The organism is Ignavibacteria bacterium (genome assembly GCA_017302895.1).
GTDB lineage: Bacteria > Bacteroidota > Ignavibacteria > Ignavibacteriales > Ignavibacteriaceae > UTCHB3.
On sequence record JAFLBV010000006.1, the window covers coordinates 1 to 13,382 of the forward strand.

Below are 13,382 nucleotides of genomic sequence, written 5' to 3' on the forward strand. Positions count from 1 at the left end.
GGTAGAATTATTTGTAGTTCGGTGATCATCTACGAATATCAAACCCCGCTACGGGGGTAATTCTACCCATATATCGCCACAAGGGCTTTTTTGAAGGGGGTACCTGCGGTTCTACCCATATATCGCCATAAGGGCTGAACATTCAACCCCGCTACGGGGGTAGAATTATTTGTAGTTCGGTGATCATCTACGAATATCAAACCCCGCTACGGGGGTAATTTTACCCATATGTCGCCGCAAGGGCTTTCTTGGAGGGGGTACTTGCGGTTCTACCCATATGTCGCCGCAAGGGCTTTTCCTTCTCTGCGTAACTCCGCAAAATCTGCGTGAATCCGCGTCCTAAAAAATCTCTGTGATCTCTGCGGCTTTTTACAGTTGTATATATCGAAACTTTTGGGCTACCAAGGGGATGGATAAATAATGTTTGGAGCGGTGTGCCGGCTGAATTGCACACCGTCCAAACGGAGGTATTTAGCGTGTGTAAGTAGAAAATCAGTCCATTATATTACGCAGAAATGCAGCACTTCTGTCTTCTTCTTCCTCTTTCGGTACTGAATTCGGATTGCTTTTGAACTTAAGTTCATTGATATTCTCTTTTCTCGTTTCGGAGAAACTGAAGGTTTTCTGCTCGGGAACGCCTGCTGAAACACCCATTCTGCCGTCACGAAGTATCGCCGGAATATTGATATCATCACTGTTGATTTGAACCTGCGGTATCTGTGGAGCCCTTGGAGTCTCAACCTGTGGAACGACAGGGGCTTGAGGCATGCCAACCACGGGGTTCGGAACTGCTGTACGAATCATCTCGGGATTGCTTGTCGGTTTTGCAACTGCCGAATCAAATCCGGTTGCAATCACTGTAAATGAAACATAATCCTTCATCTCTTCCTTTTCCACCAGACCGAAAATCACATTAACATCTTCTCCGGTGGCATCCAGTATGGTAGCCATACCTTCTTCCACTTCGTGCATGGTCAAATTTGATGATGCAGTGATATTGACGAGCATTGCCTTCGCACCTCTGATATCCATCCCTTCGAGAAGAGGACTTGAAATTGCTTTCTGAGCGGCTTCTATTGCACGGTTATCACCCGTGGCTGTTCCGGTACCCATCAGTGCCATTCCACTCGATTCCATAACGGTCTTCACATCAGCAAAGTCGACATTTATCTTTCCTTCGAAAGTGATGATCTCTGCGATTCCTTTTGTTGCTTCATACAAAATTTCGTTTGGCTTGTCATATCCCGAAAAAGCGGGAAGATTTTTATCAAGCAGCTCGTGCAGTTTTGAATTTTTAATGATGATCAAACTGTCAACATGCTTCTTCAACTCCAACAATCCCGACTCGGCATTTTTCTTTCTTGTCGGTCCTTCGTAGTTGAAAGGTTTGGTAACAATCGAAACAACAAGAGCACCGTTTTGTTTGGCTATTTGAGCCACAATTGGTGCGGCACCGGTTCCTGTACCACCACCCATTCCTGCCGTAATGAAAACCATGTTGGCTCCGACGAGTGCCTCTTCAATCCGGGCACGGTCTTCCTCAGCGGCAGCTTTCCCAACTTCAGGATTCGCTCCGGCTCCAAGACCTTTGGTAATCTTGGTTCCAACGGTTATCTTTTTTGTGGCAAGATTTGAGTCAAGGCTCTGAGCGTCTGTGTTGATGGCGATGAACTCGACGCCTGAAATTCCCTGTTTAATCATGGAATTTATTGCGTTGCATCCTCCTCCACCGACACCGACTACTTTAAGATTGGCGCGCAGAACTGGTACTTGTGTTTCTAATGTTGCAAATGGCATAATACCTCCGTACTATAAGTTTTTTAATTCAGCCTGTTTAAAACTTTTGACTAAAGAATTGATGACACTCATCAGCAATTCATTCTTTGACTTTTCTTCATTAGCTTTCAGCAAAAAATCACCGTCGTTTTTCTCGAGCATATATAGTCTATACCCGTTTTTAAGAAAGAACTCGAGATTCTCCGTTGTTACTCTATCTTCATGGCTCTGCAGTTTCACTGCGATAAAACTTGGGTCAGTTCCTGTCTCTTCAGATGCCCTTACCAGCATCGGAGTGACAGACAATGCAAGCGGATCTTCTGCTGTAAACAGAACGATCATGGAAGTCGATTCACCCAACAAAAAGAGGATGGCTTTCTGCAGATTATCAAATTCCTTCTGATTCAGAAAGAGTATCGAATCATCAACATAAAAATCCCTGATTCCCTCATTGACAATAAGTTTCTTCCCGGCACTGTAATTTTTCAACTCATTTTCATCGGTTCCGACAAAAACGAACTTTACCTTGTCAAGAAATTTTGCACTGACGCTCTCGAGATGATCCGAGAGGAGCTTTCCAATTACAAAGATTACCGGGTGTTTAGAGATCATCAAACTGACTTTTTATTTGAGAGAGAAAATCTTTGAATTTGCTCCTGCTTTTTGTCTTCGAGTCTTGTTTCACGGGTTTTTCAGCTTTATTTCTGGTGAAGAATCCCTTCTTTTTCTTCGGTTCCTCGTCTTCATCGTCCGAAGAAAAATCTTCTTCGATTGGCAATAGAAGTCCGAGAACCGACGAATAATCGGGTTTGTTCAGCTTCCCGAATTCTCCCTCGAAATGACTTTCATCAGGAAGACCTATTCTCGCGGGAGCACCAAAAACCTGCTCCGCAAGATCAGTTATCCCTTTTAGCCAGGCTCCACCGCCGGTGATTACAATTCCCGCCCTGATTTTGTTTTTTACATCAGCTTTTTCAAGTTCGTTGTTGATCATCTTAAAGAGTTCTGCCACTCTGCTTTTTATTATTTGTGTGAGCAGACTTACAGGTATCTTGGTGCTTGGTCTGGGACCTACACCCTTAACTGTGATCAGATCGTCTTTTATGATTGCGGATTCAGTCGCATAACCGTAATCCAGTTTCAACAACTCTGCTTCTTCCTCAATAACGCTTAAAAACTCTTTGATATCGAGGGTAACGCGGTTACCTGCAATGCCAAAAACTCTCGAAAACCGTATCGCATTCCCCTGATAAATCAGTACATCTGTGCATCCCGAGCCGATGTCGATCATCAGAATTCCGAGATCCTTTTCCGCGGGTTCGAGTACTGCCGACGCTGAAGCAAGTGACTGCATCTTCAGATCAGAAACTTCATACCCGGCTTTTTTTACAGCTTTTCGAATATTATGGATAGCTCCTGAAGAACCCATCACCACATAATTGGCTGCCTCCAGTCTCGAGCATGCGACTCCCAGCGGTTTGGATACACTTCCCTGTCTGTCGACAAAAAACTCTTCGTGAAGAATATGAAGTATGGTCATATCCTTCGAAAATGAAATACTCTGTATGTCAGATTTCAGGCGGCGAAGATCATCAACCGTTACAACCTGTTCATCGTTTGTAATGCTTACATAGTTTCTCGACCGTATACTGCTCAGATTTTCGCCCGAAATACCGGTCACAATGTTTGTTGCTTCCACCCCGGCTTCAGCTTCTGCCGCTTTTACGGCATTTTTAATCGATTCTGCGGTGCTGATGATGTTACTTACTTCTCCTTTGAGCAATCCGTCACAATCTGCCTCGCCACTGCCAAGAATCTTGAACCTGTTTCGGTCAATTTTTTCGGCTATTACGGCACGAACTTTGGTAGAACCGATGTCAAGCCCTGTTATTATCTCGTTTTTCATCTTTCTTTTCCATTTTCTTCGTCTTGCCCAAAAATATTTTTCCGGAATACCTCAGGTCTATGTATTCAATTTCTTTATTAAGGGAGAGCTGTTCACTCATATCTCTGATTTGCTTCAGAATAAGAATCTGCTCGGCAACCCCTTTTTTCTTGCAAATGACAGGTGGTTTCATATCGGAAAAAACCAGAACGATGTCGCCACCCTGTCTTAAATCAATCTCGGAGAGACTTGTAGCCATCGAACCGCCAATCAAACGGCAGGCTTTGGCTATTTTATACCCCGGTAAAATCGTGGAATCCGGAAATATCCTGAAATAACCGGCTTTATTAACCTTCGTATTGCGAATCACAGGCCAGTCAAAATTTTTCAATTCGCCCATCAAAGGGAGCAATTCCAGCTCTTTTGATATGAGCATCAGTTTGTCACCGGAATAAACCGACAAAACAATCTCTTTTTCAACAACTGTTATCTTTACAATCCCCTCTTCTCCAAGCTGCATCTCCACACTTTTCAAATACGGGTGGTTCAACAATCTGTCGTAAAGGACATTAAGGGGTGGAAATTCACCCTTTTCAGGTGACGATTTTGTAAACCTGATATAATCTTCAGGTGTGAGCATTGATGCTCCCGTCAACTGATACCCCGTAATTTTTTGTTCTATCTCCTTCTTCATAAAGAGCCCCGGCAGAGCCGTAGCTCCGGCTGCCAGAATGACAAGAAGAATGAGTGCGGGGATAATCCTGCTTTTTTTCATCGGCTATTTCAGACCGGAAGTGTACAGTTCAACAAATTTTTCACCATACTTCCAAATGTCACCTGCTCCCAGCGTTACCACGATATCATCGGGTTCCGTAATTTTCTGTAGAACAGCCGGTACATCCTCTTTGTTTGGGACATAAATAACATTTTTGTGTCCCATTTTCCGTGCAGCATCTGCAACCAGTTGACCTGTTACCCCTTCCACGGGTTCTTCCCGCGCGGGATATATATCTGTGCAAATGAAAATATCAGAATTGAGGAAAGACCTTCCGAATTCCTGATAGAAATCACGCGTTCTTGAAAAGAGGTGAGGCTGAAAAACTGAAACGAGTCGTCTTTGCCAGCCGGCTCTGATTCCTTCCAAAGTGGCAGTTGTCTCAGTCGGATGATGTCCGTAATCATCAACTACCATAATTTCCTTGTCATACTTCACTTCAAAACGACGGTAAACTCCATTAAAACGCTCCAAGGCGGTTTTGATAACTTCAAATGGGACTTCCAGTTCGAGAGCTATAGTTACCGCTACCAGTGAATTTTTAACATTATGCAGTCCCGGTACCTTAATTGTTATATCGCCGAGCACTTTTTTATTGTAAACGACCGTATATTTCGTTTTGTAGCCGTCATGCACGATATTAACTGCACGAAGATCCGCCTGCGGTGTAATGCCGTAAGTGATCACTCTTTTGTTTATGTATGGTCTGATATCCAGAAGTGCAGGTTCATCCATGCACAGAACAACAAATCCATAGAAAGGCACTTTGTTTGCAAACTCAATAAATGCACCTTTTATGTCATCGAGATCCCTGTAGGTATCAAGATGCTCCCTCTCGAGAGTAGTGATTGCTGCTATTGCCGGCATCAATTTCAAAAAGGTTCTGTCAAATTCATCGGCTTCGACCACGATAAAGTCACCTGCTCCGAGTCGTGCGTTCGTTCCGCCAAGTCCCGAAAGCTTGCCACCAACTATAATGGTGGGATCAATTCCTGCTTCGGTGAGCACGAGTCCCGTCATTGAAGTGGTGGTTGTTTTACCGTGAGTACCTGCGATTCCGATGCCGTATTTTTGCATTCTCATCGTTTCGGCGAGCATTTCAGATCTTTTTATCACAGGGATATTTCTGTGAATTGCTTCCTGAACCTCGGGATTCGATTCCACAACGGCAGAAGAATAGACTACCACATCAACATCTTTGATATTGGATGCACTGTGTCCTTCATAGACTGTCGCACCAATTGATTCGAGTCTTTCTGTAATGTCACTCTTATTTTTGTCGGAACCCGATACTTCAAATCCCTTCGAAATCAGAATCTCAGCAATGCTGCTCATTCCAATTCCACCAATACCAACAAAATGCACTTTAGTAAATTTTGAAAACATTCAATCCTCTAACTAAATAATTCCGGATCTGCAGGCATTTACCACTCTGCCAGCGATCTCTTTTGCGGCGTCAATTCCGCCAATTCTTTCCTGATTTTTCTTTATTTCTTCAAGCCGTCCGGTTGCGGAGATCAGATTTACAATTTCATCCGCAAGACGGAGGGAAATTTCCTTCTCTTCTATCAGAACCGCAGCACCCTCATCGGACATTGACCGGGCATTCTTATACTGATGATTTTCAGCAGCATAAGGAAATGGAACAAGTATAGCCGGTTTCTTCAAATAGATAAGCTCTGCAATCGTCGTGGCTCCCGCTCTGGCTGTCACCAGATCTGCCGCGGCATAAACTTCGTTTACATCATCAATAAAGGAGAGAACCTTCACATCCTCCGATTCATATTTCCTGTATTCCTCGAACGATGATGCTCCCGTCTGCCACAATAAAAATATTCCCGCTTCTTTGAGTTTCTGTAGGGAAGCTGCAACTGTATTATTGATTGCCTTTGCTCCAAGACTTCCACCCATCACCAGTAAAACTTTTCTGTCGAGCCCGATCCCCAGTTTTTTGCGGGATTGTTCTCTGGATACCGCTGTCAGACTCTTTCTGACCGGATTGCCGGTTACAAGAATTCTTTCCTTCATCCGCAGAAAAGAGGCTGCATCCTTAAACATCAGGTGTATTTCTGTTGCTTTTTTTTCCAGAAACCGTGTTGTAATTCCCGGATAACTGTTTGGCTCAATCAAAAATACTTTTGCACCCATGATGTGAGCACCTGTTACTGAAGGACCCGAAACATATCCACCCGTTGCAACTATCGCCTGTGGTTTGAATTTCATCGCAATTACTATCGACTGAATTATGCTCACCACCAGCTTCACAGGGAAAAGCAGATTTTCTTTAATGCTTTTTCTTGCAAAACCGGAAATCCAGATACTTTTAAACTTAAATCCGGCTGCAGGAACAACCTTTCCCTCTATTTTATCCCTGGTGCCAAGGAAGAGAATATCACAATCGGGAACCATGTCCCTGACCCGTTCAGCAACAGCTATTGCAGGGAAAATGTGTCCCCCGGTTCCTCCGCCCGTGAACATGATCCTCATACTGTCTGTTCCTGCCAGGTTTTTGCCTCTTTTGGTTCCTTCACTTTTGCTTCTTTTGGAATTGCTGTCCAACCGATGTTCAGGAGAATACCAAGTGATGCACAAACAATAATAATAGCGGTTCCCCCGTGACTTATCAACGGCAGCGGCAGACCTGTAACGGGAAATACACCAATTGCCACGGCCGCATTTACGAAAGCGTAAAGTGCGATTGAAAATGAAACTGAAAACGCGAGCAGTTTTCCAAATTTGTCTTTTGCATTTTTTGCTATCAGTATTCCAAAAACCAGAATTGTACCGTAGCCAAGCAACACCAGCACTGTACCCAAAAGACCCGCTTCCTCACCCACGATTGCAAAAATAAAATCTCCGTAGGCTTCGGGCAGAAACAGATTTCTCTGTGCGCTGTTTCCCAATCCTACTCCAAAAAAACCACCGCTTCCAAGTCCGTATAGTGATTGCAACACCTGAGGATGAAAATCCCCGTTTCCAAACACTACACCAACATGTGAAGCAATCCTCTTCAATGAGTGGGGTCTAATAAGTGCATAGGCAAGAGCCAGTGTGGCAGCCGAGGCAGCAAACGACAAAAAGTGTTTGATCTGGATGCCGGCAACAAAAAGTACCGTAATCCCGATTGCAAGAATCAGAACACCGTTGCTGACATTGGGCTGAAGAAAAACCAGACCCGCCACTGTCATAATCCAGATCATTGGATTGATGACACCCTTTTTCAAATCGGTAATGTCGTCTCCGACTTTTTCCAGCATTGCAGCCAGATGAATGAAAAGAGCAAGTTTTACGAGTTCCACAGGCTGAAAGGAAATGCCCGCAATACTGATCGATCTGAGTGATCCCTTGATTGACGGAGCAAACATAAATGTCATTATCAGCAGACCAATTCCACCGATCAACACCCATTTGCTGTATTTCTTATACCAGTGATAATCAACAAGCATCAAAATCAACATTATTACGATGCCACCAATCGCCTTGCCAATGTGTCCCCAAAAAAGATGCTGGGGATTGTCAAACTTCATGTCTGAAAAAGTGCTGCTGGCACTAAGAACGAGCATCGATCCAAAAAGGACCAGTGCTATCGAAACTATCAGAATCATGAAAGCATAAAATTTCAACCGGCAATCTCCTTCACTGCAGATTTAAAAACTTCACCACGATGCTCGTAGCTCTTGAACATGTCAAAACTTGCGCATGCAGGAGAGAGAAGTACCACTTCCCCTTTTTGGGCTTCGTAGTGTCCCTTTTGCACACATTCTTCCAGACTTCCAACGAGTTCGACTTCAACAATTTTTGAGAAATAGTCATATACTTTTGATGCAGAGTCACCAATCGCATAAATCTTTTTCACATTTTTGGAGACCAGATCACGGATCAAATCGTAGTTGTTCCCTTTATCAAGTCCGCCAAGTATAAGAATAATCGGGGAATCGAAGCTTCTAAGAGCGTAAACAACCGAGTCCACATTGGTCGCTTTGGAGTCATTGATGTACACAATCCCGTCATTTGATGGAACGGGTTCAAGCCTGTGTTCAACCGCCTTAAACGACTTCAGACCCTGTTCAATTACTTTTTTGTCGATACCGGCATCAATCGCCATCGTAATTGCCGCAGCAGCGTTTGCAAGATTATGCTCACCTTTAATCTGCAGGTCGTTTATATCAAACGAAAAGATAAAATTTCCGCCAATCCTTGTGACTAATCGCGGATGCGAAAGATAAGTGCCGTTGTCAACTTCCTTTTTTGTGGAAAAGAATCTGAGTGAAGCTCCCTTGTAACCATTTTCTTGCAATACTTCATCGTCAGCGTTGTAAAGTGAAATATCGCTTCCGGTCTGATTTTCCACAATCCGGTACTTCGAGGCGATGTAATTTTCAAACTTGTTTTCGTACCTGTTCAGATGATCAGGTGTTATGTTCAGAATTGCAGCACCGTTTGGTTTGAATTTTTCAATCAAATCAAGTTGAAAACTTGACACTTCCAGAGCCACCAGGCTGTCTGTCTCGCATTCCAGAGCTATTTCCGAAAATGCTATACCGATATTTCCCGCAGAAAAAGATTTTTTCCCTGAGAGAGAAAAAATATGATGGAGCAGCGAAGTGGTTGTGGTTTTTCCATTAGTTCCGGTGATCGCGTAAATTTTTCCTTTACACACGGATGCGGCAAATTCGATCTCGCTGATCATCCTGATATTTCTCTTTTTCCCCTCGAGAACAACTGCTGATTCAAGTGGCACTCCGGGAGATACTATCATCAAATCACAATCATAAACTCTCTCACTGTTGGTTCCTGCTTCAAATTCAATTCCCGCAGCCTTCAATCTTGTGGTGACATCCGCAGTTTTTTCAGGTGCTCCGCTGTCACTGACAAAAGGAACTGCACCCAGCTTTGCAGCCAGATAAGCCGCAGCTTCACCGCTTCTGGCAGCACCGATAATTGAGATTTTCTTTCCTTTGTAACTTGTCACAGGCTTACCTGATCTTAAACGATGTTAAACTGATGATCGCCAGAATGATTCCAATTATGTAGAATCTGACGACTATTTTGGGTTCTGCCCATCCAATTTCTTCAAAATGATGGTGAATTGGTGCCATCTTGAAAACTCTTTTTCCAGCCCCTGTTTTTTTCTTCGTGTATTTGAAGTATGAGGTCTGAATAATTACCGAGATGGTCTCGAAGAAAAACACACCTGCCAGAAACGGAAGCAGAAGCTCTTTCCTTACCATTACCGAAATTATTCCCAAGGCACCACCGAGTGCAAGACTTCCTGTGTCTCCCATGAATACCTGAGCGGGATAAAAATTGAACCACAAAAAGCCAAGTCCTGCTCCGATAAGTGCTGCAATAAATACTGTAAGTTCTCCCGATCCGGGCAGATAAAGAATATTCAAATAATCGGAGTAAATCGCATTTCCCGAGATGTAGCTTATCAGACCGAGTGCCAGCATTGCAATTATTGTCAAACCAATTGCCAGTCCGTCAAGTCCGTCAGTCAGATTTACCGCATTTGAAGTAGCTGTGATAATAAAAATTATCGCCGGAATGTAGAGATACGACAAATCAAGATTCAAATCCTTAAAGAAAGGAATGGTTGTCAATCCCTGTACATCAGCAAACTCAGGTGAAAAATACATCACGGCACCAACGAGCAACCCGACAGAAACCTGTCCGGCGAGTTTATAACGGGCAATAAGTCCGTTTCGCATCTTTTTTACAACTTTCAGGTAGTCATCCAGAAATCCGACACCACCGAGTAAAAGTGTACCTAATAACAACAGCCAGATGTAGGTGCTCTTCAAATCTCCCCAAAGTATCACAGGAATAAAGACGCATACCAGAATGATAAGTCCGCCCATGGTCGGTGTACCGGCTTTACTGAAATGCGACTGGGGACCAAAATCCTTTATTTTCTCACCAATCTGATGCTTTTGTAATGCCTTGATGATTTTCGGAGCAAAATAAAATGCCATGAAAAGCCCGGTAATGGCTGCAATCGCAGATCTGAAAGTCAGGAATTTAATCATGTCCAGACCGGGAGGGTTAAAAGTTTTGTTCAGGTAATCCAGTAAATAATAAAGCATCTAATTGCCTTTTTCTTTAAGGAAATTAACAATTACCTCCATCTGCATGCCTCGCGACCCTTTCACGAGAACAAGGGAGTTTCTAAATTCATAATTTTTCAAGTACTCTATCATCTTCTCTTTGGAAGCGAAGTATGTTGAATTAATACCCTCTGCTTTTGCTGCGGAGTGGAGGTGCTTCATATTCTTCCCGGTGAGAAAAATGGTTTTTATTCTCCCCTTCTTTATGGAGTGCACCAGATCAATATGCATCTGCACAGCATTTTCACCGAGTTCGAACATGTCGCCGAGAATCGCGATTTTTCTCTCATGGATGATATCCTTTTTCATCGCTTCAAACGCACTTTTCATGCTTTCAGGATTTGCGTTATAGGTATCATCAATTACATCAAAACCGTCGAGGGTACTTCTGTTCATTCTTCCCTTGGGAGCTTTTACCAGACTGAAAGCCTTACCAATCTCTTCAAGAGTCATTCCACACTCAAGGGCAATTGCAGCAGCCATTAGTGCATTATCACAATTTTTTTTACCGTACAAAGGAAGTTCAAATCTCACTGAATTGTTGCCGGCTTCTATTTTCATTACCGGCAGACCGGATTCGGAATAGTTTAAGACAGTACCGGAAACATCCATACGGTTTTTTATCGAAATTTTTATTGCGTTTGGATATTCCTTTGTCATCCTCTTAAGGAAAGGATCATCACAGTTTAGAATGACCTTTCCACCCCTGGCAGCAGTAATCTCGAGCAGAGCTTCCTTTTCTTTTCTGACTCCCTTTCTGTTAATAAGGAACTCCAGATGAGAGTCACCAATATTCGTAATGGTTGCAATGTCAGGTTGAGCGATATTCGCAGAATATCTTATTTCCCCAAAATGATTTGTTCCTGTCTCGCAGACTACAAACTTTGTCTCATACTTTGCATCAAGCAGAGTAAGTGGCACACCGATGTGATTATTGTTATTTGCCACTGTTGCAACTGTCGAGTATTTTGTCCGGAGAAGTGTAGCCACCATGTCCTTGGTGGTGGTTTTACCGTTGCTGCCCGTAATTCCTATAACGGTGGCACCAAGTTTTGATCTCCATGCTCCCGCAATACTCCCTAATGCTCCCACTGTATCGGGAGCACCGATAACGGGAGCACCAGACCGTGCCACCGGAGCATAGCGTGATTTTTTCACAACTACACATCCTGCTCCCTTATCAAGGACTTCACTTATAAAATCGTGACCGTCGAACTTCTCTCCCTTTATCGCGATAAAAAGACAACCCGGAGTAACCTTCCTTGAATCAATCACAACGGATGAAAAATGTGTATTTTCATCAATATTCGCAGATTTGAATTCACTGTTGCTTGTTTCAAGAATATCTTTTACTGTGATCATCTTGTTTTATCAGATTTGAGATAAATATTTATTTGCAATTTCGCGGTCTGAGAAATGGCTCTTGACTCCTTTAATTATTTGGTAATCCTCGTGCCCCTTGCCGGCTACCAGTATGATTGCATTTTCAGGACTTTCAGTTATCGCTCTTTTGATAGCCTCTTCACGATCGGCATATACGACAAAATTGTCCTTCTGGATGCCTGCTGTAACTTCGTTTATAATAGCAATCGGATCTTCGTCTCTGGGATTATCACTTGTGATTACCGCCTTGGTAGACATGTCTGAGGCAATTTTTCCCATTACAGGTCTCTTTGTCCTGTCGCGGTTTCCACCGCATCCCACAACTGTAAAAATCGGGGAATTTCCTGCAAGTTTATTGATGCTGATCAACACCTGCTCAAGAGCTCCGGGACTGTGTGCATAGTCAATCAAAACTTTTTTGTCCCCTTTTTGAATCAGTTCAAACCTGCCATCAACCTGTGGTGCTTCTGATATACCGGCAGCTACAAGTTCCCTGTCAAATCCAGCTTCGACCATAAGGACATAAGCAGCCGCGGCATTGTATGCATTGAACTCACCAACGAGGGAAGTTCTCAAATCGACTCTTATTCCGTTGTGAAGAAGAGTGAATGAAGTACCTGAAAAATCATAGCTGATGTTTTCGATTGTGTAACTTCCACCGGTCTTGCCGAAACCAATTTTTCTTCCTTCGGTATCTTTTGAGATAAAGCAGCCATATTCGTCATCAATATTGTAAACAGCAGGTGCTCCGCTCTTCAAACCGTCGAACAAAATCTTTTTTGCGGATGCATAATCTTCCATAGTCTCGTGAAAATCACGGTGTTCACTGGAAAGATTAGTAAAAACAGCTCCATCAAAATCGAGACCAAATGTCCTTTTAAGGTAAAGCGAGTGTGATGAAGCTTCCATCACGGCAGCGGTACAACCTTCTGCCCTCATTCTTGCAAAAAGTGCATTTAACTCCACTGATTCAGGAGTCGTCAGGTCTGTTGGAATTTTTTCATCGCCGATCATATTGGCGATGGTGCCAATCATTCCGGTTTTGTGTCCCGCTTTTTCAAGAATATGTTTAATGATAAAGGTCGTGGTAGTCTTTCCTTTCGTACCTGTTACACCGAACAAGAGGAGGTTTTTTGAAGGAAATCCATAATAGGCATTTGCGAGTTGAGCGAGTGCTTTTCTGGAGTCTTCCACAACAATCTTTGCCTGACCGCTTCTTCTGAATATTTCATCAGGAATTGAGTGCAAGTCTTCAACAATTACCGCTGCTGCGCCTTTGCTGTAGGCATCAAGGGCGTAGAGGTGACCATCGGTCTTGTATCCCTTGATTGCGACAAAGATGGAGTCTTTGGTAACCTTTGCAGAGTTATAATGAATTCCGGTGATCTCTTTCGCGAAGAAATCACCGGTTAATTGAATTACTGAAAGATGGTTTAATATTTCGTTTAATCTCATG

General features: G+C 43.3%; 11 protein-coding genes. All 11 read right to left on the reverse strand.

Features of this window, described 5'->3' with window-relative positions:
• Positions 1–492 precede the first annotated feature (492 nt).
• Genes ftsZ through J0L60_15995 form a run of 11 tightly spaced genes read right to left on the reverse strand, consistent with a single transcriptional unit; the run spans position 493 to position 13,381 of the window.
• A complete protein-coding gene (gene ftsZ / locus J0L60_15945) occupies positions 493–1,797 on the reverse strand; it encodes a cell division protein FtsZ (GenBank protein ID MBN8547622.1) in 1,305 nt (434 codons plus the stop codon).
• A gap of 12 nt (positions 1,798–1,809) precedes the next feature.
• Positions 1,810–2,388 carry a hypothetical protein gene (locus J0L60_15950; GenBank protein ID MBN8547623.1) on the reverse strand — a complete coding sequence of 193 codons (579 nt, stop codon included), beginning with the start codon at positions 2,386–2,388 and terminating at the stop codon, positions 1,810–1,812.
• A complete protein-coding gene (ftsA, locus tag J0L60_15955; protein ID MBN8547624.1) occupies positions 2,378–3,682 on the reverse strand; it encodes a cell division protein FtsA in 1,305 nt (434 codons plus the stop codon). Before ftsA ends, J0L60_15950 begins: the two co-directional genes overlap by 11 nt.
• Positions 3,654–4,436 carry a hypothetical protein gene (locus tag J0L60_15960; protein MBN8547625.1) on the reverse strand — a complete coding sequence of 261 codons (783 nt, stop codon included), beginning with the start codon at positions 4,434–4,436 and terminating at the stop codon, positions 3,654–3,656. The genes ftsA and J0L60_15960 overlap by 29 nt, the downstream gene beginning before the upstream one ends.
• 3 nt (positions 4,437–4,439) lie before the next feature.
• A complete protein-coding gene (locus J0L60_15965; GenBank protein MBN8547626.1) occupies positions 4,440–5,822 on the reverse strand; it encodes a UDP-N-acetylmuramate--L-alanine ligase in 1,383 nt (460 codons plus the stop codon).
• Between the two features lie 12 nt (positions 5,823–5,834).
• Entirely contained in the window at positions 5,835–6,995 is a 1,161-nt protein-coding gene (gene murG, locus J0L60_15970) for an undecaprenyldiphospho-muramoylpentapeptide beta-N-acetylglucosaminyltransferase (GenBank protein ID MBN8547627.1), read from the reverse strand.
• Complete coding sequence (locus J0L60_15975; GenBank protein ID MBN8547628.1) at positions 6,920–8,059, reverse strand: FtsW/RodA/SpoVE family cell cycle protein; 1,140 nt, start codon at positions 8,057–8,059, stop codon at positions 6,920–6,922. The genes murG and J0L60_15975 overlap by 76 nt, the downstream gene beginning before the upstream one ends.
• Positions 8,056–9,408 carry a UDP-N-acetylmuramoyl-L-alanine--D-glutamate ligase gene (gene murD, locus J0L60_15980; GenBank protein ID MBN8547629.1) on the reverse strand — a complete coding sequence of 451 codons (1,353 nt, stop codon included), beginning with the start codon at positions 9,406–9,408 and terminating at the stop codon, positions 8,056–8,058. Before murD ends, J0L60_15975 begins: the two co-directional genes overlap by 4 nt.
• 4 nt (positions 9,409–9,412) lie before the next feature.
• A complete protein-coding gene (locus tag J0L60_15985) occupies positions 9,413–10,522 on the reverse strand; it encodes a phospho-N-acetylmuramoyl-pentapeptide-transferase (protein ID MBN8547630.1) in 1,110 nt (369 codons plus the stop codon).
• A complete protein-coding gene (locus J0L60_15990) occupies positions 10,523–11,905 on the reverse strand; it encodes a UDP-N-acetylmuramoyl-tripeptide--D-alanyl-D-alanine ligase (GenBank protein ID MBN8547631.1) in 1,383 nt (460 codons plus the stop codon). It lies immediately after the preceding gene.
• Positions 11,906–11,914: 9 nt separating this feature from the next.
• A complete protein-coding gene (locus tag J0L60_15995; GenBank protein ID MBN8547632.1) occupies positions 11,915–13,381 on the reverse strand; it encodes a UDP-N-acetylmuramoyl-L-alanyl-D-glutamate--2,6-diaminopimelate ligase in 1,467 nt (488 codons plus the stop codon).
• Between the last annotated feature and the right edge of the window lies 1 nt (position 13,382).